The sequence below is a fragment of the Emticicia sp. TH156 genome (assembly GCF_002855535.1).
Taxonomy (GTDB): Bacteria; Bacteroidota; Bacteroidia; order Cytophagales; family Spirosomataceae; genus Emticicia; species Emticicia fluvialis.
On sequence record NZ_PKRS01000005.1, the window covers coordinates 1 to 26,410 of the forward strand.

The 26,410-nt window shown below is 38.2% G+C and carries 18 protein-coding genes and 6 pseudogenes; 1 reads left to right on the forward strand and 23 read right to left on the reverse strand.

Features of this window, described 5'->3' with window-relative positions; genetic code table 11:
• The 23 genes and pseudogenes from C0V77_RS10370 to C0V77_RS10480 all read right to left on the reverse strand — a co-directional run.
• Positions 1 to 711 (reverse strand): annotated as a pseudogene (locus tag C0V77_RS10370) (RHS repeat protein); the annotation flags it as partial.
• A gap of 333 nt (positions 712 to 1,044) precedes the next feature.
• On the reverse strand, positions 1,045 to 1,419 hold the full coding sequence (locus C0V77_RS10375) for a hypothetical protein (protein WP_101726301.1): 375 nt from the start codon (positions 1,417 to 1,419) through the stop codon (positions 1,045 to 1,047).
• 11 nt (positions 1,420 to 1,430) lie between these two features.
• Complete coding sequence (locus tag C0V77_RS10380; protein ID WP_101726302.1) at positions 1,431 to 2,249, reverse strand: RHS repeat-associated core domain-containing protein; 819 nt, start codon at positions 2,247 to 2,249, stop codon at positions 1,431 to 1,433.
• 277 nt (positions 2,250 to 2,526) lie between these two features.
• Complete coding sequence (locus tag C0V77_RS10385; protein ID WP_101726303.1) at positions 2,527 to 2,919, reverse strand: hypothetical protein; 393 nt, start codon at positions 2,917 to 2,919, stop codon at positions 2,527 to 2,529.
• Between the two features lie 59 nt (positions 2,920 to 2,978).
• Positions 2,979 to 3,866, reverse strand: a pseudogene (locus tag C0V77_RS10390) (RHS repeat-associated core domain-containing protein); the annotation flags it as partial.
• A gap of 102 nt (positions 3,867 to 3,968) precedes the next feature.
• The gene (locus tag C0V77_RS10395; RefSeq protein ID WP_158237927.1) at positions 3,969 to 4,394 is read right to left on the reverse strand and encodes a DUF4262 domain-containing protein; all 426 of its coding nucleotides are present in this window, start codon (positions 4,392 to 4,394) and stop codon (positions 3,969 to 3,971) included.
• Position 4,395: 1 nt separating this feature from the next.
• Positions 4,396 to 5,166, reverse strand: a complete 771-nt coding sequence (locus tag C0V77_RS10400; RefSeq protein WP_101726305.1) for an HNH endonuclease — start codon at positions 5,164 to 5,166, stop codon at positions 4,396 to 4,398.
• Between the two features lie 253 nt (positions 5,167 to 5,419).
• On the reverse strand, positions 5,420 to 6,187 hold the full coding sequence (locus C0V77_RS10405; RefSeq protein WP_101726306.1) for a hypothetical protein: 768 nt from the start codon (positions 6,185 to 6,187) through the stop codon (positions 5,420 to 5,422).
• Positions 6,184 to 7,008, reverse strand: a pseudogene (locus C0V77_RS10410) (RHS repeat-associated core domain-containing protein); the annotation flags it as partial. The gene C0V77_RS10405 and the pseudogene C0V77_RS10410, both read right to left, overlap by 4 nt.
• A gap of 151 nt (positions 7,009 to 7,159) precedes the next feature.
• On the reverse strand, positions 7,160 to 7,675 hold the full coding sequence (locus C0V77_RS10415; RefSeq protein ID WP_101726308.1) for a hypothetical protein: 516 nt from the start codon (positions 7,673 to 7,675) through the stop codon (positions 7,160 to 7,162).
• A 5-nt stretch (positions 7,676 to 7,680) separates the two neighbouring features.
• Positions 7,681 to 8,583, reverse strand: a pseudogene (locus tag C0V77_RS10420) (RHS repeat-associated core domain-containing protein); the annotation flags it as partial.
• Between the two features lie 171 nt (positions 8,584 to 8,754).
• Positions 8,755 to 9,030 carry a hypothetical protein gene (locus tag C0V77_RS10425; RefSeq protein WP_101726310.1) on the reverse strand — a complete coding sequence of 92 codons (276 nt, stop codon included), beginning with the start codon at positions 9,028 to 9,030 and terminating at the stop codon, positions 8,755 to 8,757.
• 71 nt (positions 9,031 to 9,101) lie between these two features.
• Positions 9,102 to 9,851 carry an RHS repeat domain-containing protein gene (locus C0V77_RS10430; protein WP_101726311.1) on the reverse strand — a complete coding sequence of 250 codons (750 nt, stop codon included), beginning with the start codon at positions 9,849 to 9,851 and terminating at the stop codon, positions 9,102 to 9,104.
• Between the two features lie 260 nt (positions 9,852 to 10,111).
• A complete protein-coding gene (locus tag C0V77_RS10435) occupies positions 10,112 to 10,504 on the reverse strand; it encodes a hypothetical protein (RefSeq protein WP_101726312.1) in 393 nt (130 codons plus the stop codon).
• 5 nt (positions 10,505 to 10,509) lie between these two features.
• On the reverse strand, positions 10,510 to 10,782 hold the full coding sequence (locus C0V77_RS10440; RefSeq protein WP_101726313.1) for a hypothetical protein: 273 nt from the start codon (positions 10,780 to 10,782) through the stop codon (positions 10,510 to 10,512).
• Positions 10,783 to 10,840: 58 nt separating this feature from the next.
• Positions 10,841 to 11,578, reverse strand: coding sequence for a hypothetical protein (locus C0V77_RS10445; RefSeq protein WP_101726314.1), 738 nt, complete (start codon positions 11,576 to 11,578; stop codon positions 10,841 to 10,843).
• Positions 11,575 to 12,447, reverse strand: a pseudogene (locus C0V77_RS10450) (RHS repeat-associated core domain-containing protein); the annotation flags it as partial. The pseudogene C0V77_RS10450 and the gene C0V77_RS10445, both read right to left, overlap by 4 nt.
• Positions 12,448 to 12,657: 210 nt before the next feature.
• Positions 12,658 to 13,014: a hypothetical protein gene (locus C0V77_RS10455; protein ID WP_101726316.1), complete on the reverse strand. Its 357-nt coding sequence runs from the start codon at positions 13,012 to 13,014 to the stop codon at positions 12,658 to 12,660.
• Positions 13,011 to 13,964, reverse strand: a pseudogene (locus C0V77_RS10460) (RHS repeat-associated core domain-containing protein); the annotation flags it as partial. The pseudogene C0V77_RS10460 and the gene C0V77_RS10455, both read right to left, overlap by 4 nt.
• A 127-nt stretch (positions 13,965 to 14,091) precedes the next feature.
• Positions 14,092 to 14,454, reverse strand: a complete 363-nt coding sequence (locus C0V77_RS10465; protein ID WP_101726317.1) for a DUF3592 domain-containing protein — start codon at positions 14,452 to 14,454, stop codon at positions 14,092 to 14,094.
• Positions 14,426 to 17,749, reverse strand: a complete 3,324-nt coding sequence (locus C0V77_RS10470; RefSeq protein ID WP_101726318.1) for a DUF6443 domain-containing protein — start codon at positions 17,747 to 17,749, stop codon at positions 14,426 to 14,428. The genes C0V77_RS10465 and C0V77_RS10470 overlap by 29 nt, the downstream gene beginning before the upstream one ends.
• Positions 17,750 to 17,752: 3 nt before the next feature.
• Complete coding sequence (locus tag C0V77_RS10475; protein ID WP_143706063.1) at positions 17,753 to 20,341, reverse strand: hypothetical protein; 2,589 nt, start codon at positions 20,339 to 20,341, stop codon at positions 17,753 to 17,755.
• Between the two features lie 18 nt (positions 20,342 to 20,359).
• Entirely contained in the window at positions 20,360 to 23,086 is a 2,727-nt protein-coding gene (locus C0V77_RS10480) for a hypothetical protein (RefSeq protein WP_101726320.1), read from the reverse strand.
• 768 nt (positions 23,087 to 23,854) lie between these two features.
• On the opposite strand from C0V77_RS10480, the gene C0V77_RS10485 reads away from it, so the two are divergent.
• Entirely contained in the window at positions 23,855 to 26,359 is a 2,505-nt protein-coding gene (locus C0V77_RS10485) for a TonB-dependent receptor (protein WP_101726321.1), read from the forward strand.
• Positions 26,360 to 26,410 lie beyond the last annotated feature (51 nt).

Consider the following 26,410-nt stretch of genomic DNA (forward strand, 5'->3'; position numbering starts at 1 on the left):
CCTTCCTATACTGGCATTATAAGTTCTTGCGCCAAAGCTAATTCTTCGCAAATTAAACGTACTTTCCTTTTCTTTATTTTGGTATTCAAATTTATTTTGAAAAGCATTCACTAAACCTACATCTTTCAACACCACCCCCCAAGGGTCAAATGCTGTTTCAGAGGTTTTGGTTAGTGCTGAACCGTTTGCTTTGAAGGCTACACGGGTGTTACCCAGGTGGTCAAATATAAAATACTCATAAGTCCAGGCTCCACTTTGGTAATTCGCCCTGCCTTCAGGGGTTGCCAGTTGATAAAAAGCGCCGTTCTTGAAAACCAAGCCGTCCAGATACTCCCAGTATTCTCCGGTAGAATAACTCGTTTTGTACAATCGCCCGGCACCATCATAGAAGTTCTTAATCCATCGGCTGCCTGTCAGCTGAATTTCTATGGGTTGATTTGCATAAGTGCTGTAAATAATATCGGTGATGTCTTCGTTCTTATCAGCCTTCAAAGCGCCGTTGGCATAATAGGTGTAGTCGTCTGTTCCTGAGTTGCGGTTCACAAAATCAACCTCATAATTACCAGTTACGGCGTCTTCAACCTTTGTTAAACGGTTACCAGCGTAAGTATATGTCAGGTTGTCCATCGGCCCATAGGTGGTGCTGCTTAGTTTGCCATTACGCTGCATGCTGGTAATGTTTCCGTTTCTGTCGTAATTAATGGCTGCCAACCCATAGCTTTCAGAGCCTAAGCCACTATAAGTGGCCGATTTGAGGCGCGAGATGTTGTCATAGCTGAAGGTATAAGTGCGCAGCCCCGACGGAGCATTGTTGTTACTGGCCTGCCAGTATTGCTTGCCAATGTTGCCATCATAGAAAAAGGCGGTTTGAAGTGGAAACAGGAGGAGTAAGAACAGTGTGATTTATAGGCTCTATAGGTGTTAACTAGATTGAATAAAAAAAGGCCATCCAATGAATTGCCTATGGATGGCCTATGGCTTCTAACTAAATTAAATTACATTACATGTATTGGGATGGAGCGATTAACAATAAGGTCAAGGCCGTTATTCAATCATACTATACAAATATACTTCTTGAGATAAAATAAAATCATTATCGTTTTCTTCTCTTCCCATTTCTTCTTGTTCACTGAAAGGGTCAAATGATATATAGAATAAATTATCGTCTTTAAAGAACTTAAATCTTTCTATATTATAGAAAGATAAACTAGACGAATAGAAAAATCCATATTCTTTGACCAATTTAAATTCAAGAAAAATAGTCTTATTTGTTTTCGAATACATTAAATTGATATTCAAACCAATACATAAAACATTGCTTTTGTTTTGAATCTTAATGCTTTCGATTGTTCCACTTATCAAACTCTCATTGTTCGATAAAAATGAAATAACTTCGTCATTTTTTGCAATTAATTTCATGTGTTTTTTAATTATAATCCAAAATCTCTTTTTAGTTCGCCTTTTTTAGGTGGTCTTCCTGGTTGTCTATCTGTTGGTTGAGGGTCATTTGGATGCCGATTCGGTTTAGGTTTATGATCGTGAACATGGTCGTTCCTCTCATTCTTAGGTGTCTTATTACCCTGATGACCTTTATTAAATTCCTTTTGTACATTTCCATCTGGACCGTATTTTTTTGTAGTAGTACCTGAAGGATTAGTTGCTGTGGAATTGGGTTTACCTGTATCTGGGATTCTGTTTTCTCTCCTTTTACCTACATTTGAGCTTTGTGTATTTTGATTTCCTCCGCTATTTTTAGCACCCTCAGAATTTAAATTACCTAGCGCCTTAGAAATAGTATTAACTCCATTCCCCGCAGTGGCTATCGCAGCTGCACCAACTGGTAGTGCAATTGGCGTAGCAGCACCTCCAGTAACCAATTCTAAACCACCAGCGCCAAGCGTGCCTAAACCACCTGCAATTAACTGAACCCCACCACTAAGAAGTGACAAACCATCTCCAAACTTCCTGCCATTTTCATATGCAATACCTCTATATCCACCACCATCCAGCGAAGTTGGTACAGGTGAGTTATTATCTATAAATCTGAGCGTAGCACCAGCCACAAAATCTATGACCTTTTGGCAACAACTCTCACCCATTAATCCATCAGCATCAGAAAAACGGACAGGATTATTGAAAGAATAATGATACAAACTAAATTGCTCTTGTTCCTCAATTACCGGGTCTGTCCTGTCGAAACGCCCAATAGTAGGATTATAACCTCTTGCTTCTAACCGAATTAAATTCAGATTAAATGTACTTTCTTTTTCTCTATTTAAAAACTCAAATCAATTGCAAATACACCAATTTCAATAGAAGTTTTGGAAGTCTTGGTGCGTGCGGAGTTGTTTGTTTGAAAGACCTCATGGGTGCTGCTAAGATAGGTAATAAATTAAAAAAGACCATCCAATGAATGATTGGATGGTCTTAAACTAAATACTTGTACTTAAAATATTTAACTTATTTCAGGATGAGACTCACTCACCTCAACGCTTTGCAGTTGGCTTAGTTAAATATTAAATCTAACTACCCTATGACTTTAATTATCAGTTTTTGTCGCAATAATTGACTAATCAAAAAAGCAGCTACAGCAACAAGGTAAATCCAGCGCTGTTGCTCATAGATAATTGCACAATAAATAAATGGGCTACTAATAATAAACCATTCGGCAACCAATTTTAGCTTTAAATGCTTCTCATTGAAAACAATTAAAAGGAAATCCAGCGCAACCAGTGCAACTATAAAACCTATCCAAAGTATTATCCCATATAAAGCAATTAAAATTATACTAGCTAAAATGGCTTGAAGAAAGTTTCTTGATACGCCGTCATCATTAGTAAGGCCATAAATAACAGAATACAAAAATACTGCTACAAACACGCCTACTATGTTTATCCAATTTGTTAGTATGATTTTCATGAACTTTTTATTTTATAGAAAAAGATATGCCTGAAACTTCAGGTATATATTGTTGAAGGTTAATTTTTTACTGCAGGGGTAGATTGCATCATTTTATTCCAATCTGAAATACTATATGTAGTTGCATTTTTCCCGCTTCCTACAACTACGCCCGTAAATACTCCCTTTTTATCCATTGTAACGGTAAAATTAGCACTCATCATCGGTCTGTTATTGTCTCCTGGTAAACTTGTATAAGGATTGCCAACAGCGGGGCTAACACCTATCATAAGTTGGTTTCCCTTGGTGTCTCCTATCATTGTCTCGGCAGATGGGAAAGCATCTCCTGTTTGAGTTACATTTACACCCAAAGTCCCTGCTTGTTTGTTTACCGTCAAAGTAAAATTAGTTGTAACATCTATGTCTGAAGAACCTGGGATTAACGGATTATGTCCAGACATTTTTGAAGTCCACGAAGTTGTAGTACTTCCATCTTTGTTATTTGAATAAACAAAATTTAATATGCTTCCTTTATCATCCGTTGCCGTGGCCGTCCCTAATATTGGGTGTGAAGAAGGGCTTGATGAAGTTTGTAAATTACTATAAGTATGATTATCTGTATTCATTGTAAAAGATTGAGCAAGTCGTGATGTTACATTTTGAGAAGTAGAAAAACTTCTATTATCTCCAGCAAACCTACCACCAAATTCTTTAAATGGTGCAAAAGCTCGAATATTTATTGGATATGGGTATCTCCCATCAGGGTCAATAAACCTCCAGGGATTATTAAACGAATAAGTATAAGGACTGTACCTTCTCATCTTATCCGCCAACGGGTCAACCCCATCAAACCTACCTATACTCGCATTATAAGTCCTTGCACCAAAGCTAATTCTTCGCAAATTAAACGTACTTTCCTTTTCTTTATTTTGATATTCAGAAAAGGTTGGAGCAGAGGTGGTTAAATAATCATTTCCATATTAAAAAAGGCCACCCAATAAATAATCTATTAGATGGCCTTGGACTAAATGCATGTACTTAATTTGTAAACTGATTTCAGGACAAGACATTTAGAGTAATTCTTGAATTGTCAGAGAGTACTCATTATCCCAAGGAAAGTTATTTTCATTATCAGGGTAAAACAATTGGTACACATTAAAGGCTTTTTCCTTGTAATATTCAGTTGCTTTACCAAATAAATTATCGTATTTGTTATCGCTTATTTGTCTAAATATGCAATTATAACCTTCTAAAATATCGTCATACTCTTTATTTACTTTATATTCAAAACCATCTTTAATAGTTTCGACAATTCCTTCAAATATTAGAGAGCATATATCAGGTTTTAATCCTGATATTGCAATTTCAGGATGTTTAAAAGAATCTGTTAAACCTATAGTATATGAGTATTTCTCACCTCTATCATCATCTAAAATATGAACTACGTGCCATCCATACTTTTGTATGTCATTAATGATTTTTTCTTTTGGTTTCATTTTAGTTATCACTTTTTTTTCTATTACAATCTCGGCATAAGACTTGTCCATTATCTGATTTCCCTTGACCGCCTTTTGATTTAGGCTTAATATGGTCAACTTGAGTCTCATTTTTAGGTGGCGTCACACCTTTTTTCGATTTCTCAGGTTTTACGGTTTCTACACCACAATTCTCACAAACTGTTTTCCCATCATTCTTGTTTTTATTGTCTTCAATTACTTTTTGTTTTTCCTTCTTCGAGAAATTAGTACCAGTCTGCGAATTATTATTCCCACCTTTGTTATTTCCAGTTGAGTTTAAATTATTAGCTGCCTTATAAAGTGTATTAACTCCATTTCCTGCAGTGGCTATCGCTGCTGCACCAACTGGTAGTGCAATTGGCGTAGCAGCACCTCCTGTAACCAATTCTAAACCACCAGCGCCAAGCGTGCCTAAACCACCTGCAATTAACTGAACCCCACCACTAAGAAGTGATAAACCATCTCCAAACTTCCTGCCATTTTCATACGCACTACCTCTATATCCACCACCATCCAGTGAAGTTGGTACAGGTGAGTTATTATCAATAAATCTCAGAGTTGCACCAGCCACAAAATCTATGACCTTTTGGCAACAACTCTCACCCATTAATCCATCAGCATCAGAAAAACGGACAGGGTTGTTGAAAGAATAATGGTACAAACTAAATTGCTCTTGTCCTTCAATTACCGGGTCAACTCTATCAAAACGTCCAATCGTCGGGTTATATCCTCTTGCTCCTAATCGAATCAAATTCAGATTAAATGTACCTTCTTTTTCCCGATTTAAAAACTCAAATTAATAGTAAATACACCAATTCCAATCGAAGTTTTGGAAGTCTGGGTTAGTGCGGAATTGTTTGTTTGAAAGACCTTATAGGTGTAGCGAAGATGGGTAATATATTAAAAAAGGCCATCCAATAAATAATCTATTGGATGGACTTAAGCTAAATATGCTTATTTAAATTAGTTAATCTATCAATAAGACATAAACCACTAAACCTTTGCTAAGGCACTGTAGTTATTTTCCCATCTTTTTGAATAGTATATAATTCAAAATCTTGCGTTGAATCGATATTCGACAATGATGGATCTATTATAAAAAAAGACGGTTTTTCATTCGTTTTTGTTTTGAATAGCATTGTATTTTCAAAATCATAAGGGTATATGGCACGAGTGTTGATATAATGTACGGATGTTCCATTGCTTCCCTTTATAATCAGCAAAATTTTGTAATTATTACAGTTGCTCCCATTGCAAAACATATTTAAACCTCTCAGCAGAATTATTTCCTGATTCCCTTTAAATCTCTTGCCATGTATTCCGAAATCATCTCCATACCACAAGTTAATTGGCTCTACTTTAATAGAATCATTTAACGACTTAATACCATCTAAATTTAAAGTATCTTTACCAATAACAATATAACTGTTTAGGTATTGATAATCTTCAGAAGGTACAAAAGTTCTTTGAGAATAAATATGCGAGGTATCTTCAAAAACAATATTATAAGATAAATTTAAACCGGAAAAATTAACAGTTGCTACAATTTTTTGAGTTTTATTATCCTTCCTATGAGTAAATAAACCTTGTTGTATTGTGGAATATTCTATTATCCTTGATTTTTGATAAAGACTACTTATCAATTTCAAGCTATCTGAACTAAATGCAGTTCTATTATTATGGTCAACTGTGTTTCCTTCAATTTTCTGCTTAATTGAACTTTTACAAGATTGGAATACCACGATAAAAATTAAGGTCAAATATTTTCTCATTGCTTTTGATAAAAGAATCTGTGAGTTCTACCATTACCCCGCCATGAATTAGCACCATTTACTAAGTCTTGACGGTTTGTTTGCTGATTAATGACAGCTTCTGAAGAAGCTTTCATTTCACTATTTGCATTTCTTTGCTCTATTGAAGAATTGTAAAATTCTCTGTATTTTGAAGCGGAAACATCTTGATTTGTAAAACTATGATTTCCATAACTACTGGTATTTCCGGGTTTTCTATCTGTTTCACTCATTTTTTTATTGTGTGAATCTGAATTAAACATTATTTTATCTGTCAAAGCGGTGTAAGATTTTTCTGAATATTTAGGATCGTCTTTCCGATTTTCCATTGCACTAGCTACCTTATCTTTCTCTATATTTGGCATTCCCGATGCTTCATTATAAACAGTCGCAGAATATCTTATAAACTCCTCATGTGTCATATTTAACTCTGTAAGCCCTGCTCCATCAGTTATGCCAGAACGTGCAAATCCTACAAAGTCGTGCATGGTAGTTAATGCTTCTGATGTATTTTGGCTTAGTTGTTGCTCGGAAGTAGTATTTAAAACATACACGCGATTATCTTGAATACCGTCGTTCCCAATATGAGTACCATTTTGGTTATAAATATCTCCAAATCTACCATCCGGATCAATAAAAATCAAAGGATTATCATACACATAATTGTATGGAGAGAAACGTCTTGAGAGTCCCGCCAACGGATCCACCCCATCAAATCTCCCGATACTCGCATTATAAGTCCTTGCTCCAAAGCTAATTCTTCGCAAATTAAACGTACTTTCCTTTTCTTTATTTTGATATTCAAATTTGGTTGATACAGGGTCGCTTTAATCATCATTTCATTTAACTGATTAATAAAAAGGCCATCCAATACATAATCTATTGGATGGCCTTGAACTAAATTTGCTTAATTAATTTTTTAAATTACTTAGGATGAGACAGGTGACTTTTGTGCTAAAACCCCCTTCTTCTTAAATAATACAATTCATTGCTATCAGTACAGTAAAGTAAAAAATAATCTTCCAACCCATCAAAATGTATGTAGCTATAAAAGTTTTTGGGATTCGACAGTTCTTTATAAAAAGAACTACAACATTTAGCCTTGCTCAAGTCGGTAGCTGTCAATGTAAATCTGTACAACTCCAGAGATTGTTTATCAAGAGGGCAATTCTTCCAGTAACTTATGATAGTTTTGTTGGTAATTTTATTGTTTTCCCATTCAATAAACTTAGGATAATTCCTGTCAATTACCGCATCTTCTAAACTGTATTTAAAAATTTCATACAACTCTCCATGAGTGCTTAAGCCAAGAAAATCTTTACTGCAAGTTTTATCAAAACTTCCACTATAACCCTTGAATAATTTTTGAAAATCATTTTCTTTTAACGGACTGTAAGAAACTTCATTAAAAACTAAATACGAAGCAATTATAACTATGGCTACTAATAATCCTAACAGTAATTTTTTCATAATTGTTATTTTTTAACTGGCACTTTAGCATTACCATATCCATAAATCAGAAAATCTCTTCCATCATTCGCACCTCCAGGCCTTCCCACCCAAGTGGCGAAGTTCCGAAAAGTACGATTATCCATTGTAAAGTCATATTTGTCCATATTTTCTGGATATGGTAATCCAAGATGGACATCTCCTGTACTTGCATTTATAAGGGTCAATTTTAAAGTTCCATATACTTTTCCAGTATTACTAAGCCCCCAAATGAAATTCTTATAAAAAGAACTACCTTGTTTATTGTCAAAGTCTTTAGTAGTTACACCAGGAAGTTCTATTTGACTTTGGTCTACAAATAATGGCTCTCCTGATTTACCTCTCCACCATCCATCAGCCTCGGCTTTACTCAAATATCCATTATAATCAGGTCGGAACTCTAAGCGTTTGTAATGATAAAAAAAATCATCGTAGTCATCCTGATTCGGAATCGCCTTATTAAATTCTTCACCACCATTTGGAGCTAAGTTTTTTTTCATAGCATCTTCGTGTTTCATACTCTGTGTAAATTCCCCTTCCTTCATTACTATAGCTTTGCCTTTTAATCCTTTATCATCAGTCCCTAAAAATTTACCATTAGTACCATAAACAGGATTACTTATATTACTATAAGTTCCATTTAAAACAACTGAACCACTACTATTCCTTGCACTCAAATTACTATAGCCATCAGAATAAGTATAATCCTCTGACTCCATCCCATCAGGGTCAATAAATCTTAATGGATTATTATTACCATAAGTGTAAGGTGAAAATCTTCCAGCAATACTTGTCAATGGATCCACCTCATCAAACCTTCCTATACTGGCATTATAAGTTCTTGCGCCAAAGCTAATTCTTCGCAAATTAAACGTACTTTCCTTTTCTTTATTTTGATATTTAGGAAAGGGTGGGGTAGGAGCGGTTTAATCATCATATCCGTTAACTCATTAATAAAAAGACCATCCAATGAATAATCTATTGGATGGCCTTGAACTAAATGCTCTTACTTAAATATGTTAACCATAAGATAATTTAAATAGAATTTGGACATAACAGATTTAAGTAACATCGGTTTTAACAATGTTGACCATAAGGAAGCCAGCTTTAATCCCTATACTAAAATGCCACACATTTTTAACCGTATTTATCGGAGTTGGTATTTCCGAATCAATAATACTTAATAAATCACCTTTGTTTTTTTCTCCAAGGTATTTTATTTCACTAACATCCAGGTTTTTGCACCAGTCAATTAATCCTTGTTTAAGATTGTTTGCATTAATTTGACTTATATATGTGCCACCTCTGAACTCCATTATAAATGTGTAGGTGTTCATTTTTTTATTTTGAATTTATCTGAGCTTAATATTAATTTGAATATTTAAAATAAGGCTTGCTTTATTTTAAATTAATTGCTTCCTTTTGCTTTCCTACTATGGTTTTCACCAGTATTATCCATTTTTTGTTTTTCGTGTTTAAACTGTTTTTCTAATTTTTTCTCTAATGCTTTATCCTCGGGTGTTTTATTTGCCTTTGATTTTGCCGCATCGTATTCTTTTTTGGCCTTCTCATATTTTTCTTTTGCAACTTCTCTTGCTTTTTGATTAGCATGAGCACTATTTTTATTGCCTGAAGAGACATTACTTTTTTTGTTATCCCCTGAATTGCTTTTCCCTTGTGAATTTAAATTACCAAGTGCTTTATAAATAGTATTAGCTCCATTCCCCGCAGTGGCAAGTGCCACCATCCCCAAAGGTATAGCCATTGGAGAAGCAGTACCACCAGAAGCAATTTCTAAGCCGCCTGCGCCAAGAGCCATTAATCCCCCTGCCACTACCTGAGCCCCACCACTTAGAAGCGATAAACCATCTCCAAACTTCCTGCCATTTTCATACGCACTACCTCTATATCCAACACCATCCAGTGAAGTTGGTACAGGTGAGTTATTATCAATAAATCTCAGAGTTGCACCAGCCACAAAATCTATGACCTTTTGGCAACAACTCTCACCCATTAATCCATCAGCATCAGAAAAACGGACAGGGTTGTTGAAAGAATAATGGTACAAACTAAATTGCTCTTGTCCTTCAATTACCGGGTCAACTCTATCAAAACGTCCAATCGTCGGGTTATATCCTCTTGCTCCTAATCGAATCAAATTAAGATTAAAAGTACCTTCTTTTTCCCGATTTAAAAACTCAAATCAATCGCAAATACACCAATATCAATAGAAGTTTTGGAAGTCTGGGTGAGTGCGGAATTGTTTGTTTGAAAGACCTTATAGGTGTAGCGAAGATGGGTAATATATTAAAAAAAGGCCCCCAATAAATAATCTATTGGATGGCCTTGAACTAAATAATCGCACTTAAATTAGATAACTTATTTCAGGAATAGACATCCCGAATGGCGGCTTTTTACTTATTGGCTTAAAATTTCACCGGCATAGTTAAAACGAATAGTAAAGCCATGATACATTACTGCGGTCCGGATTATACCACCTCTTACACCGATACCTTTTGAAAAGAAGTCAGTATCCATCTGGAAAATGATGGGTATTTTTTTTTTGTTAATCTTCACATATCTATTTGTCATTTTTATAAAATTATTTGTCTCTTGTAACCGCAATATCATTATTGAATAATTGCTTAAACTATTTTTATCCATAACTATGTAATAATTTTGCGCCGCATTTAAATTGATAAATGAAGTAAGACTATCGGTAACTTTCTTTGGAAATGTATATTCTATTCCGTTCTGACATAAGGAATCTAAGCTGGCTAACATGAACATTAGCAAAAATATTTTTCTCATTGCATTTATTTGATTTTACCACTTGAGCGCTGTAAAGCATCTAAGCCGATATTAAAAGATGTTGTTGTTCCTTTTCCAATTGTTTTTCCAACGAAATTAGTTTGTTTACCACCTGACGTAACTCTATGTATTGTACCAACTCCATCTGTCTTCTTACCGCTGTAAGAATCAATAGCATAAATCGGTATTCCAAATTCCTTGGAAGTTGGCTTATCAATCTTATCAACTTTGCCCGAATATATGTAAGTATCGAAGAAAATCCACCCGACAGATGTCAAGTGGATTAAATAAATTAGGTAAAAAAATGGATGACCGTTATTTATTTAGTAGTGCAAACTACCAGAAAATATAATCAGATTTACCGGAATACATCCATTGGGTACCGGTAAAAATATATTCAATAGTTATATCTTTACTCTTAATAGGCTTTTTTTGAGAAGTATCCCTATCAAAGTTTGGTTTGCAATAATCTAATATTGTGCCTGTAAATTTAATAGTGTTATTTTTATTATCGAAATTGTAAAGAAAACGATTTGGTTTATATACAATACAGTCGTCATCACGGAAGTATCCAATTTTTAGGCCGTATTTCCCTTGTTTTCTAGAATCTAGAATTATTTCTAAAATATTATCTTTTAAAGCATAAATCAAATAATATTCAAATTCTCGTTTACTATAAACACCACCAAGCATATGAATACCATTTATTTTATACGACTGGAGGTATTCTATTGGAATCAAATAAGATTTATTATCTTTTTTAAAATATATTAAAGAATAGAAATTATTAAAGCTATAAGCATGCCCGCCATTAAATGAAATTTTGAAAATACTCAACAGATTGACTGAGTCATCAATTTCTTCAATTTTTATGTCTGCATTAATTCTAAAATAATTTTCATTAAGCCATTTCCTTATGGCCATTTGTTTGTTAGGAGAATTTTTTAGATTAATAGGCAATTCTAAAATTTCATCCTCATTTGTTTTAGATATATAACTTGCGTTATCATCTCTTTTATAATTACAAGAAACGAAAAATATTATTAAAATTAGCTTACAGAAAAGAAGTTTCATTTTCTTATTGAGTTATATATTTTATATACCGTTTCTTTATAATTGGGCTCTCTGCGGCCGGGACCATATTTCTCTATAGCATAATCCCACCCTTGAAAATTCTTAGTTTTACCATCAGGCGAGCTAAAGGATTTATAATATAACCATCTTAAACCCCACTGTGTACTTTGAATGGCACCACTTCCATTTTGTACATCTTCTATGCTCATTCCCATTTTACCCTTATCTCCATAATCTCCTATATTAAACATGCTAAATATGTCACTTGCGTTCGTTGATCTGGAAGCACCCTGACCTAATCTAGACTCCATATAAGCAAGCGATTTTACCAAATTTACATCTAAGGGAGTTGCATTGTTGCCTAATTTATAGCCCTTTCCAATAGACAAGGAGTTTTTACTTATTTGTCTATTGATTAAATGCGTAGCAACTGCAATAAGTTTATCAAACTGGTTATATTTATCTGATGATGGATTTTCACCTTTATCGAGCGAATAAGTAATTTTCCCAGGAGTTTCTGCTTCTAACGAATGATTTTTCAAGTCGTTAGCATGAGCTTGGCTCAAAACACCTCCCCAATTAACAGTTGTATTTTTTTTGTTTGGATCATATTCATCTTTCAAAACATAAACTTTCCCATCTTCATTTTCATCCTTTCCCAAATGAACTCCTTGATTATCATAGTAGTCGGCAAACATTCCATCAGGGTCAACAAAAATTAGTGGATTGTTAAATGCATACGCAAAACTTGTTGTCTTTCTGTCTTTTTCACTCAATGGATCCACCCCATCAAACCTCCCTATACTTGCATTATAAGTCCTTGCACCAAAGCTAATTCTTCGCAAATTAAACGTACTTTCCTTTTCTTTATTTTGATATTCAGAAAAGGGTGGAGCAGGGGTGGTTTAATCATCATTTCATTTAACTGCTTAATAAAAAGGCCACCCAATGAATAACTTATTGGATGGCCTTATAATACTAAATACTCGTACTTGAATTAGTCAACTTATTTCAGGATGAGACATTCTGATATTTCCGCCAACGGATTCACCTAACTAAACCCCATTAGTATTAGCTTCTTAATCGGTTGGCACTCCATTGTAATAAATAGTACTATTTTTACATTCAAAGCTAAAAACCTCTACTGAATCTTTACTGTCATTTTTATAAAGTGTAATGCTTAAAGTATTTTTCTTTTTAACTATCCTATCACCTTTGTTAGTCTTACGATACAATTGATAGACACCGTCATCCATAAATCTTTTTTTCTCTTTTGCATTTTCAAATACCCACATCCTATTTGGACCATCTTGCCATAGGGAATCAATCTTAATGTTAAATTCCTGGGCTTTTAAAGTAGAATTGTATTCAGAGCAATTATTCCCAATTCTACAACTGGTTAATGCAATTAAGAAAACTACAGTTATCTTTTTCATATTATTTTAGTTGGTCTCTTTCTATAATCAAAAGTTTTATAAAGGAGGGTATTTGAACCTGAAGTAAACATCCCTCCAAGTGGAATTGGTCCTTTCCCAAAAGATTTACTTCCAAATTCAAAACCAAGGCCATATGACTTTACGCCTGATTTAGCAGCTTGTAGAGCTCCCTTAGAATCGTACTCGCCTGACTCAGAAATTGAGACACTCAGTGGGCCTAAATAAGCTCCATTAGTTTTAGAGTTTCCATAAAAAGCACCAATATTGCCAATATAGGTATTATAATATTCACTCAAATACCCCATACTACTAACTGATATTCCTGGAACTAATGGGCCATTCCCCATACTAAATTCATACCCTCCGTAAGTAGTAACACCATAATTATCAAAATATAAGCCGCCGTAACCAGAAAAATTCATACCTGCACCACCTAAAGAGACGCCTCCTTGTAACCCAAAACCATGAGGCAGCCAAGCTCCGTAGTCTCTATCATCATGAGGATTATATTGGAAACTATGGACAAACTGATAAGCTACTTCGTCTTCTCTAGTCCAGCGCTTTGCTGTAACTGAAGCACTTCCTTCTCCATTATAAACTATACCTGTTGGACTATCGTAAGTAAATAAACTTTTATTATCCCTATAAATATCATATTCTTTACTATTAGGACAAGTAGGGCAAGTCCCGATATAAGCATAATGACCATTTATTTCAAGAGGGGTTATATCTTCTCCATCTTTACCACAACCCTTAAAAGACATTCCTGTTGGGTCTGTATTCTTAACAGGATTATTCCCTACATAGTTATATGGAGATAAAGAATAGTAATTATCCGCCAACACATCCACCCCATCAAACCTCCCTATACTTGCATTATAAGTCCTTGCGCCAAAGCTAATTCTTCGCAAATTAAACGTACTTTCCTTTTCTTTATTTTGATATTCAAATTGGTTCGGGGCAGGGTCGGTTTAATCATCATTTCATTAATAAAGGCCATCCAATAAATAATCTGTTGGATGGCCTTAAACTAAATGCTCATTCTTAATGTGTCAAAGCAATTCAGAGAAAATGACACTATTCCTCATCTTTTACTATCTCATTAAAGGAAGGATTAGAGATTGAATATCTGACATCAACACTATCTCCAATGTGATACCGGGTATTCCTAGTGTTACCTCTGTATGCTTTCCCATCAAGAATAAACTCATAGGAGTAAAAGAACCTATGTTCACCAGGAGTCTTTCCTACGTAATTCCTTTCATCTATAACAACGGCTTTTACAATTTTACCTTCATTTGCTAACTGATAATTAGCCACCCCGCTTCTAATCAAAAAGTATATTGGATAACCTACAACCAAAATTACGATTAGCAAGTCAAAGTAAAACTTTAAGGAGAAGTTGTTGCGTTTAGAAGTTTCCTTTTTCTTTAATCTCATCTTTAGGTTTACTAGTTACAATTTTTACTGTATTTTCTGCAGCATCTCCAATTTTTTCTGGCACTTGTTTTACAATATTTTTAGATGTTTGTTTTACAGTATTATTTACTTTCCTTGTTATATCAACACCTGATTTTCTTAAAATTGTTTTTACGCCACTTGCAAGTTTATTGCCTTCTGAACCTGCTGCCTTTTTAATCACATTACTTGCTTTCCCTTTTACTATTGGATTTAAAACTCCGCCTGTTGCTAAGTCAGACATGGCATCAAGGGCTGTATTTTTAACAACATTCGCTCCATTTGTTTCTACAGTGCCTTTAAATTGTCCATTATCATCAATACCAACAGAAACAACATTATTTGCAACAGTTACAGCAGCCTTTGCTAAAAGTTTTCTGCCTGCAGATGCACCTTGAGTTGCCGCACCCTCTGCAGCTGCGAGGCCAATAGCAGTAAAGTTTATATTTTTCGTAAATGCATCCGAATCCAATTTCCCATTTTTTAAGGCATTAGTCGCTACTTGGGTTCCATATTCAACAGCAGCACCTAAAATAGCTCCGATAAGCGGAGTAACAGCTCTACCATCTGGGTCAATGTTTCTTATAGGGTTATTCCAGTTGTAGGTGTAAGGGCCTTTGTCTACTTGCTCCGGTTCATCCGCCAACACATCCACCCCATCAAACCTCCCTATACTTGCATTATAAGTTCTGGCACCAAAGCTAATTCTTCGCAAATTAAACGTACTTTCCTTTTCTTTATTTTGATATTCAAATCTATTTTGGAAAGTATTCACTAATCCCGCATCTTTTAACACAACTCCCCAAGGGTCAAAAGATGTTTCAGAGGTCTTGGTTAGTGCTGTACCGTTTGCTTTGTAGGCTACACGGGTGTTACCCAAATGGTCGGTATAAAAGAATTCATTTTGCCATGCTCCACTTACATAAACGGCTCTACCCTCCGGAATAGGCATTTGATAAGGCTGCCCGTTTTTATAAATAATGCCTGCGTATTCCCAATATTCACCTGTTGAGTAAACAGTTTTCAGCAATGCACCTGCGCCATCATAGTAATAATTTATCTTTCTCGCACCGGTCAATTGTATTTCTTTGGGTTGTTTCAGATACGTATCATACAGAATCAAAGTTATGCCTTCATTTTCATTACTTTTCAGGCTTCCATCGGTATAATACGTATAATTGCCACTGCCTCTCGGTACAAAATCCACATCGTGGTCACCGCTAACCGCATCAGTAACCTGATTTAACTGATTACCGTTGTAATTATAATTAAGTATATCGATATCTCCAAATGTGCTGCCAACGGGCGGCGTTCCGCTTTTACCTTTACGATTTAAGGTTTTAATATTGCCATTTTTGTCGTAGGTGATACCCGATAGTGAATAATTTTCTCCATTCACAATGTTATAACTGGCACTAGCCAAACGTTTTGCAGCATCATAGGCAAAGGTATAATCTCTGATTCCTGTTGCTACATTAGATGCATTTACACCCTGCCAGTATTGTTTACCGATATTGCCATCATAAAACCCGGCCGTTTCGTAGTCCAGCTTATAGCTAAACAAATCACCTTCACTGCTGTTAGGAACGGCGTTTCCTGAATTATCTAAGTTGATACCCCGAAGTGACCCTCTTAAATGGTAAGCTAAATCAATAGTTTGTAATCCATCAATATTCGTTCCGCTGGCCACATAGGTGTTATTGGGCATAATTTTCTTTCGGGTTAAACGCCCTATTTCGTCATAGGTGTTTCTTACAACCTCTATCGGAGTAATACCTATGCCGTGAAAAACCTTCTTAGCTCTGCCAGTATGGTCAAGCTCATTCTGGGTAATCTCTGTGGTGGCAGTGCCGCTCTGATTTTTATGTATTTTTTTAACCTGCAAGATTTCTCCGGCCTGGTTATACTCGGTATCCAACTGCTCAATCTGGCTAAAGAGATTCTGTGAAAGCGTGCGAATAGCCCGGCCTTTGTTATCATAATATAACACTGAAACCAGCCAGTTGTTGTTTACACCGCTCCTACTGCGTGAACCTACCATGGAGCCTTGCGCTTCGGTGTATTGCGTATGAAAAGCCGTTCCCCCATTGGCAAACGCCATACCAGCCGGAACCCAGTCGGTGTAATTATCATAATAGGTAATCTGACGTATGTCAGCATCCGTAAATAACTGCGGATAACCATTAGAATAGCTGTAATAGATGCCCGAAGTAGTTCGGCTCTCGTAACGGCTACCTGCCCATGCCCAGGCTTCGGTTTCCATGGCGGCCAGGCCACGGCTTTCTGATTTTTCTCCTCGTATAATCTCCCGGTTAAAGGCATCATATTTATAGAAAGTCCATTTACCCGCTTCTCTTTGTAAGGCCGTTTGAGACCACACCAATCTATCCCATTTGTCATAAACCATGTATTCATCACCTGCTGCAGGCACTTGTTTTAGGTGCATTCGTCCGCGGTAATCATATTCATATCCAAACACCCATTTTTGCCACTCTGCCGAGTTTTTGAGAATACCGGTATTCAGCTCATAACCCTGCGGCTGTATAACTGCTACAATCCGCCCCATTCCATCATAGAGGTAGTAAGTTGTAATAAAGCCTGTATCGTCCTGTATTTGCTTTTGAATCAACCTGCCTCTTGTATCACTTATCTCGATGCTCGTATGTCCCTGCTCATCAATGGTTCTTTTTTTAAACAAGCTGTTATTGGGGTAATTACCGGATAAAATAATGTTTCCGCTTCCGTCCAGATAATAATACCTCACATCGGTTCCGGCCGCTTCATCAAAACTTTGTACACGTTTCGTTGCTGTGCGCCAGGCATTGCCGGCGCCGTATTGCTCACGGCCCCGGTTTAAAGGTGAATTATCAAAAGAGGTAGTGGCCGAAAAGGCATAACTATCTCCATAAAAAGAGCTCGCCAGGCTAAAAGCACTATTTTGATATGTACCAGTAGTACTACTGGTTGGTGCAACTAATGCGGTACGAATCACACGCCCGTATTTATCAAATTCAACAGCATTGCTTACGATGTCCTTATTGGTAGGTGACTGTTGATAACCAATCGTCTGTACATCTCTCCCTAAACCATCGGCATAGCCAATATTAATAAGGGCCTTGGCGGGGTCTGTTGCATCAGCTTCAGTAGTTGTGGCAACCCTGAATTTGCTATGAATAACAGCATTTCTGTCGCCCGGTATGGTTTGCCCCCAGATTTTTGAAGGGGGGCAAAAAACAACCGATGCTATAAAAAAGATATATCTATGTAGATTCTTCATTTTTTAAAAAGTATTAGTGGATACATTGGTAAGTTGTGACTCATTGATAAGGCTGTTGCTGCCATAAGCATTGTTGTAAGACATGATGCCTAACAGATACGACCCATTGTAAAGACTTGAGCTTACACTGGAAAGCAGTGTCCAATCTGCATCGTTGTTCCATGCCGGATTGGCAGACTGGCTATACCATGCTGTTATGGTAGTACCATTTTTCTTGAGTCTTATCCATAAAGGAATCGTGGTAGCTTGCCAGCTAATAGGATTATCACCGCCACTACTGTTCTGCTCATAAAAACTCAGATACTGAGTACCACTATCATAGAAAAGCTGGAGATAATCAGCCGTCGGACTCGTACTGCTACGAAGCATCACCCCTGTGCGTGTACCTGGTGAATTGGCTGACATGCTTGTAATCTTTGCCACAATTACCGTATTGCCCGTATGAGTTTTATAGACATAATTGAAATTGTCAGTGGTGTTATAAGTATTGCCGCTTCCTCTGAGTGTCCAGGTTCCGCTGTTTTCTCTTACACAACCATCCACCGGTGGAGTCCCGATTTGCTGTGCTGTCCACCCACTTGGCAAAGCAGGCGCTGTAATGGCATTGGATGAGGCGCTCGTGCAACCTGAAACAGTACAGGTAGCCGTATAAGCCACACTATTTTTGGTATCTACCTGAATACTAGTACCTACTGCTCCGTTAGACCAATTGACTGTTCCGGCACATCCTGAAGCCGTTAACTGTACCGCACAAGTACTGGTAGATGTAACAGCAATGCTTGGTGCACCAGGAGGCGTACAGCCTGACAAAGAATAAGTGGCAACATTCGTAAGTTGAGATTCATTAATAAGGCTGTTGCTGCCATAAGCATTGTTGTAAGACATGATGCCTAACAGATACGACCCATTGTATAGACTTGAGCTTACGCTGGAAAGCAGTGTCCAATCTGCATCATTATTCCATGCCGGGTTGGCAGACTGACTATACCAGGCCGAGATGGTCGTACCGTCTTTCTTAAGTCTTATCCATAAAGGAATCGTGGTAGCTTGCCAGCTAATAGGATTATCACCGCCACTACTGTTCTGCTCGTAAAAACTCAGGTATTGAGTACCGCTATCATAGAAAAGTTGCAGGTAATCAGCCGTCGGACTCGTACTACTGCGGAGCATCACCCCTGTGCGTGAGCCTGCTGTATTGAGTGACATACTCGTAATTTTTGCAACGATTACATTATTGCCCGACTGAGTTTTATAGACATAATTGAAATTGTCAGTGGTGTTATAAGTATTGCCGCTTCCTCTGAGTGTCCAGGTTCCGCTGTTTTCTCTTACACAACCATCTACCGGAGGAGTCCCGATTTGCTGTGCTGTCCAGCCACTAGGCAAAGCAGGCGCAGTAATGGCATTGGATGAGGAGCTAGTACAGCCTGAAACAGTACAGGTTGCCGTATAAGCCACACTATTTTTGGTATCTACCTGAATAGTAGTACCTACTGCTCCGTTCGACCAATTGACTGTTCCGGCACATCCTGAAGCCGTTAACTGTACCTGACACAAATTGGTAGAAGTAACAGCAATGCTTGGGGCACTAGGAGGCGTACAGCCTGACAAAGAATTAGTGGAAACATTGGTAAGTTGAGATTCATTAATAAGGCTGTTGCTGCCATAAGCATTGTTATATGCCATAATGCCTAACAGATACGACCCATTGTAAAGGCTTGAGCTTACACTGGAAAGTAGTGTCCAATCTGCATCATTATTCCATGCCGGGTTGGCAGACTGACTATACCATGCCGATATAGCTGTACCGTCTTTCTTGAGTCTTATCCATGAAGGAATTGTGGTAGCTTGCCAGGCAATAGGATTATCACCGCCACTACTGTTCTGCTCATAAAAGCTTAGGTACTGAGTACCGCTATCATAGAAAAGTTGCAGGTAATCAGCCGTCGGACTGGTACTGCTACGAAGCATTACGCCTGTGCGTGAGCCTGCTGTATTAAGTGACATACTCGTAATTTTTGCAACGATTACATTATTGCCCGACTGAGTTTTATAGACATAATTGAAATTGTCAGTGGTATTATAAGTATTGCCGCTTCCTCTGAGTGTCCAGGTGCCGCTATTTTCTCTTACACAACCATCTATCGGAGGAGTCCCGATTTGCTGTGCTGTCCAGCCAGTAGGCAAAGCAGGCGCTGTAATAGCATTGGATGAGGAGCTCGTGCAACCTGAAACAGTACAGGTAGCGGTGTAAGTAGCACTATTTTTTGTACTTACCTGAATAGTAGTACCTACTGCTCCGTTCGACCAATTGACTGTTCCGGCACAACCTGAGGCCATTAACTCTACCGAACAAGTACTGGTAGAAGTAACACCAATACTTGGCGCATTAGGAGTAGTACAAGCTGTCGGGATGGTTGTGGCATATACATAATTATATAAATCGGTTAAATATCCGTTATGGTCTTTAATGGTGCGTAAGCGATTTAATTTATCATAAGTAAACCGACTAACTAATCCATTGGGGGTTACCATACCACTTAGCCCCACCTGTGGCCGATAGCTGTACCAGGAAACCTGGGCATTGGGCAAGGCACTACGTAAACTTTGTTATTGGCTCAATTGCCCTGCTGACAAGTCGGTTACACTCATGCTACTTGCCGTAATTCCGGCAGCACTTAACCCGGCATCAGTCTGGCTCTTGGTGGCATTCTTTATTTCGGCCAGTAAAAGCGCATCATTATACCCCCATACCAAAGAAATGGGCATATCGTCAACTGCATAAGACAAAAGATTTCCATTGCTGGCATAATTGGTGAACGTGGCTCGTTTTTCAAGCGTTCCTCCTTTTGGTGCCGACCAAAGTTCTTTAAGTAATACGTTACTGGTGTATCCTCTTGGATTGGCTCCCGGGAATATGTCAAACACCTTTTTTTCTTTGTAGATAGTGCTAGTTGTACCAGAAATGGTTTCTTTCAGCTCTGTTTCCAAAGCCTGATTACGTTGGTTTCTAACTAACATTTCCTGAGCAACCGGGTCTGAACTATAGGCCGGGTCTGAAGGGTATTTAAAAAATTCAGTGCGGCTATTGCCCGTTTGACTATCGTTTGTCTGTATTTGGGCAGTGTATAATTCATTGGTATAGGTGGTTGTTTGCGTGGTGGCAACATTATCAACCTGATTGGTGACAGTGCTTACAAGATTGATGCCTGTATTGTAAGTGACTGCCGCATAGACCATTTCAGGAAAATTGCCGGAAACTCCAGTAGCCGACTGTAAAAATGTAGTAGGGCATGGAGTGGTACTTCTAGAGATTGAGCCTTGATGTATATACGGTGTGTTTACAAAACCAGCGGCTGTACGTGTAGCAGTAAGCAACTCCTGATAGCTATTGTTAAGAGTGGCTACTATATTGTTGTCTTTGTCGTAAGTGGTTTTGGTAAGCAAATTACCTCTTCTCCATGGTTGTACATCACGAGATGTATAATTTGGTGCATTGATAATCAGGTCCTGGCGAAAATCAAAAGTATATACATTCTTCCCGTTTTTTGGTTGGTCTGCTTCATCCTCAAAAAACTCGGTAACGGTGGTGTAATAAATAGGAGCTGCGTCCATTGTATTCAAATCAACAGCTCCACCACTTTGAGTAAAAGAGGCTTGCGTGGCAGTGGAATTAAATGTTCCGGCCGCATCACGATAAAAGAGGCTTTGTATAGTAGGTGCTGTTGCCGTTGCAAGGGTCCAGTAAGTGGTTAACCTTCCTACACCTTCCCCTTCGCTACTACTATATTGATATCGTTTTAATGTAGTATTCCCCCCCGAAAAACTTTTGATACTTTTAACTCTTAAACCACCTCCAAATACATTACTTACACCGTTATTGTACTTGTTGGTTTCATAATCAAATTCGGTATAGCCTTTAGTAGGATAGGTAATCTGTTTCAGTACACCTTCTTTCATGTAAGTATCTACCGTTGAACGGTCGGCCGCTCCACCGATAATCGAAAGGTTATTGTAACTGGCAACAGGTATTAAATGCGCATTAGGCTTTCCGTTATAGTAGCCAAAAAAATCCTTTTTCTCATTATCGGTGTTTTGATTCCATGAAATAGTATTACTCCAATAATTAAACAGATATTCTTCAACGGTTGTGCTCAATTGGTCGGTGATAGTTATTTTATCTAATTTCAAGCGGGCATTTGTACTGCCATTCAAAAAATAAGAATAGGTAAACTTGATGACCTTGAATAAAGTCTTGACTCCGTTCTCGTAATTATAGACATTGATTTGTTTTAAAAATCTGCTACTGGTTAAATCAAGTCTTTCTCCCGCGTTTGATTGAATGAACTCTATTTCTCCGTTAGCATACGTAATTTTATACGGATTACGCTGACCAATGGAGGTACCAACAGTTGTATATGTTGGATCAAAAACGTTGCTATTTGTATAATATCCGCCTGTTTGAGGTGAAGCATTATAAATCACTGAACTCACCCATTGTCTTTCGCTCAGATACTGAGATCCGCCATCCTGATAAGAATAGTCGATAAAATCATCTGAATTAGCAGAGCGAACTTTGGTTAAAAGCCAGCTACTTATATAACTTCTTTGGCCGGATGCATCCGTGACAGTTTGGCTTTCTGTATCTCCAAATGTGTAGGTTACGCCATCATCGTTAATCAGGTGAAATGTACTAAAAATATTAGGACTAGGATTCTTTTCATAAGCAATTTGGATGGGGTAATTAGGTATTTTAAATGGTGAATCACCATTCTGGCCTAAAATGAATTTACCACTTTTGGATGGAAAGCTGTACGAAAAAATATCGGGTTGGGTGTCTATATAATTGCTTAAAACATTTTGACCATAGTTAAAATCGTTACTGTTGTAGCAAAAATCTCTTGATACCGTAATGGGATTGGTTAAATATCCACCATCATCGTCTCTTGTACCTTGAACGGTACGATTTAAGGATGCTCCGGTATCAAGAGCAAATCCCCAGCCAACCCATGACGCCTGTTCACTCATTTTAAAACCTCCTGCATGGTAGTTTAAAGTAATAGGCATAGATAAGTTTCCATTTTGCACCGTAAAGATTGGGATGGAAATACTTGGTATGCCTGTAGCCAGATTTACCTGGTAATCTCCGAACTTTTGAAAACTCCATGCGTTCGGAGAAAGCGGAGCGTATTGCGGCAGAAACTTTTTGGCTCTGTCGTCAGCATCTGAAAAAACGGTGCTCAGAATTTTTGTTCTTTCAGTTTTGAGAGAATCTTTTTTATGGCCGACTACCATCATTGGAAGGCATAGCAGCCAGAGTAGGAGTTTGTTTTTCATTCAACAAAAGATTTTGTTTAAAAAATTGTGTAATAGTAAAACTTGCACTAACGCCATTACTCGTTCAGGAGTAATGCAGACTTTTTCTCATTGAATTTCCTGCGTGTTTGATTTAGTGTTAAAATGAATATGAACAAATAAGGCATGGCAATGCCTGCCCGATGATTATCGGGGATTATCGAATAAGAATCTTCGAAACCGGAGAGCGTTAACGCTTAAAGAACATAAAAAAGACCAGGCGTCAGAAGATGCTATAACCTTCTGAACCGTAACAGGAGATAAGTTTTGTTTTTCTGATTGTCATTTGCAAAAGCGGGTTTTAAAGTGTTGGATTTTTTGATTATTCAGGCTAATCAGACTAAATGCGCGGCTCTAAACGAAGCTGCCGATAGTAGATATACGTAACTCTATTCTACTTTGTCAATTTCATTATCCGTGTTCTGCTAATAGTCACTCCTTCGTTCAGTACAAAGATAGCGGTTTAGGTTTTCATCCCCTCAGGCTGGCTGCCCAAACATGGCCAACCCTTGCTGATAACTACTTTACATCGGGTTTTGTAGTGCGTCTCTTAAATATCCGGCAGTTACACCTTTTAGGTCTTTGTAAACCGGTTATATGCCATGCCACAAATGGGCATCAGGTATTGGGCCGACTAAGATTTTTATGGCTTTTGTTTTTGCAACATTATTGCAAAAACAAAAATCATGTGTACATTTGCAACAATATTGCAAAACAAGAATTTTGAATTTACACAAAACTTAATCATTAATGAAACCTGAACATTTACTCTTTTTTACCTTGTTTTTTTTGGGAGCCACTTTTAGCAGCCGGGCGCAGAGCCAGATAAAAGGGCTGGTGAAATATGAAGACCAGACTTCCGCAGCCGGTGTTACTGTCAATCTGGAGGTCGGGGCGGCTAAAAAGGGGACACTCACCAATAGTAAGGGGGAGTTTATTTTTGAAAACCTGCCCAACGGAAAATTTAAACTGGTGTTCAGTTCAATTGGGTACGATACCCAAATAGTGGAAGGTACCCTCAGCAATGCAAACAAAACCTTTAACGTGCTGCTTTTGCCGGCTGCCAACCAGTTACAGGATGTTGAAATTGTAGGGCGCGCCAGAAAAGACTATACCAGCGATTACAGCTTCTCGGCTACAAAAATTGCCATAAAAAATAAAGAGCTGCCGCAGGCCATGAGTACGGTTACCAAAGAACTGATAGCCGACAGACAGGCTTTTCAATTGGCTGATGCCGTTAAAATTGCAAGCGGGGTTATTCCGTCCAGTTATTATAACCAGTATAATATAAGAGGTATAAGCCAGAACGAAGAAGGCCAGATTATCAACGGTATGCGCACCAGACAATATTATTTTTTACAGCCACTAACCACCAATATAGAGCGGGTAGAGGTTCTGAAAGGTCCTGCGTCGGTTACGTTTTCGAGTGTTGACCCCGGTGGCAGTATTAATATGATAACCAAAAAGCCGCTGACAGAGAAAAGAAGAGAGTTAAGCCTGAGTGCAGGTAGTTTCAGCACGCTTCGCGGAACGCTTGATTTCACCGGCCCGCTCAATGAATCAAAAACCTTGCTTTACCGCCTGAATGCGGCCTATCAGGAGGCTGGTTCCTTCCGCGATTTAATCGGCAATAAATCAGTGCTTGTTTCGCCTTCTTTCAGCTATATTCCCAACAGCAGAACCGCCATTAATACGGAGCTGATTTTCAGCAACATGATTGGCAACCTGGACAGAGGCCAGCCGATTTTTGGCGCCGTAGCCGGTAAAACAAATCTCAATAGCACGCCTATAAGCCTTAATCTGGGTGCACCTAACGACTTCTTTAAATCGAAAGAACTGATTCTGACCGCTAATCTTTCACATAAATTTAGTCAGCATATCAGTTTTAATGCGGCTTATATGAAACAAACCTGGACAGAAGACCTCCAGGAGCACCGCACTACCAACGCTTTTGCTACCGATATCAGCGGTGCACCCGTTACCAGTCTGGTTATGATGCAACTGCTGCAGCGCAAACAGCACTGGAACACCGATAACCTGAATGCTTACTTTAATTTGAATTTTGACCTCGGCAAAACCACGCACAAACTGGTGTTAGGCTATGACCTGCAAAACTGGTATAAACTGAAAGGTGGCGGCCAGAACTCGGCCCGAGGGTTTCTGCTCAAAGACGGTACCACAAGCAATAGCTTTGTGGTAGCCAATGCAGCCAATTATCAGACTACTACCATAGACGGCAAAACCCTGCCTAAACCCAACGTCAATTATTTCGACCTCAACAATCCGGTTTATACCATCAGAAACCTGAACGATTACGTTATGAACGTCCGTACGGCGCTTCCGGCTGCGCTTACAAGTACAAATGCCCTTTATGCGCAGGAGCAAATAAAAGCCGGTAAGTTTGCGGCCTTGCTTAGCCTCAGAAACGAATGGTTTCAAGACATAACCAACTACAATGCACCCAAAGAAGCTTCATTTAAAAACACGGCTTTAATACCGCGTGTGGGTTTAACCTATGAGCTAAGCAGCAGCGTAAACATATACGCTACGTATCTCAAAGGGTATCAGCCGCAGTCTAACACGGTTACGTTAATGCCCAGCACCGGTAATTACTTTGGAACCGACAAGTCGGCAGCTCAGTTTAAACCGCTGATAAGCGACCTGAAAGAGCTGGGATTAAAATCTACATTGGGGGGCAGCCGCTTTACTTTAAGTGCAGCTGTTTATGAAATTAACCAGAAGAACATTCTGATGAGTGCCAATGACCCCGCCAACCCCGACCTGCTGGTGCAACGCGGTGCCGACCGCAGCCGTGGTTTTGAAACCGATGTGGCGGGGTACATCCTTCCACAATGGCAAATCAATGCCTCTTATAGTTTTATAGATGCCGTAATAAGAATGGACAAAGATGAAAAACTGATCGGCCAACGCAAAGAGAATACTCCGCGCCATAGCGGTAACTTATGGACCCGCTTCAATTTCGGTGGTGCGTCGGCGCTGAAAGACCTGGGCGTAGGCCTTGGATTGCAGGCACAAAGTAGCCGTATCCCGTGGTTCAGCAGGGCATTTGAAGTGCCTGGTTTTGCTACCGTTGATGCCGCCGTTTATTATAAGCCAGCCAGAAGTAATATTCAGATGGCCCTTAACCTCAACAATGTTTTTGATAAAACTTACTGGATAGGCGCCCAAAATTACACCCGTTTGTTTCCGGGGGCACCCAGAAACTTCATGTTAACGGCAACTTATGCTTTTTGATACACGCGCAAATGCAATGTAACCGAATCAGAAATTGCTGAAAAATCTATA

Excerpts from the sequence above, each read along its gene's own strand:
- C0V77_RS10465 (WP_101726317.1), bottom strand. The coding sequence starts at position 14,454 with ATGAGATTAAAGAAAAAGGAAACTTCTAAACGCAACAACTTCTCCTTA.
- C0V77_RS10435 (WP_101726312.1), bottom strand. The coding sequence starts at position 10,504 with ATGAGAAAAATATTTTTGCTAATGTTCATGTTAGCCAGCTTAGATTCC.
- C0V77_RS10395 (WP_158237927.1), bottom strand. The coding sequence starts at position 4,394 with ATGAAACCAAAAGAAAAAATCATTAATGACATACAAAAGTATGGATGG.
- C0V77_RS10455 (WP_101726316.1), bottom strand. The coding sequence starts at position 13,014 with ATGAAAAAGATAACTGTAGTTTTCTTAATTGCATTAACCAGTTGTAGA.
- C0V77_RS10485 (WP_101726321.1), top strand. The coding sequence starts at position 23,855 with ATGAAACCTGAACATTTACTCTTTTTTACCTTGTTTTTTTTGGGAGCC.
- C0V77_RS10375 (WP_101726301.1), bottom strand. The coding sequence starts at position 1,419 with ATGAAATTAATTGCAAAAAATGACGAAGTTATTTCATTTTTATCGAAC.
- C0V77_RS10425 (WP_101726310.1), bottom strand. The coding sequence starts at position 9,030 with ATGAACACCTACACATTTATAATGGAGTTCAGAGGTGGCACATATATA.
- C0V77_RS10405 (WP_101726306.1), bottom strand. The coding sequence starts at position 6,187 with ATGAGAAAATATTTGACCTTAATTTTTATCGTGGTATTCCAATCTTGT.
- C0V77_RS10415 (WP_101726308.1), bottom strand. The coding sequence starts at position 7,675 with ATGAAAAAATTACTGTTAGGATTATTAGTAGCCATAGTTATAATTGCT.
- C0V77_RS10445 (WP_101726314.1), bottom strand. The coding sequence starts at position 11,578 with ATGAAACTTCTTTTCTGTAAGCTAATTTTAATAATATTTTTCGTTTCT.
- C0V77_RS10480 (WP_101726320.1), bottom strand. The coding sequence starts at position 23,086 with ATGAAAAACAAACTCCTACTCTGGCTGCTATGCCTTCCAATGATGGTA.
- C0V77_RS10385 (WP_101726303.1), bottom strand. The coding sequence starts at position 2,919 with ATGAAAATCATACTAACAAATTGGATAAACATAGTAGGCGTGTTTGTA.
- C0V77_RS10470 (WP_101726318.1), bottom strand. The coding sequence starts at position 17,749 with ATGAAGAATCTACATAGATATATCTTTTTTATAGCATCGGTTGTTTTT.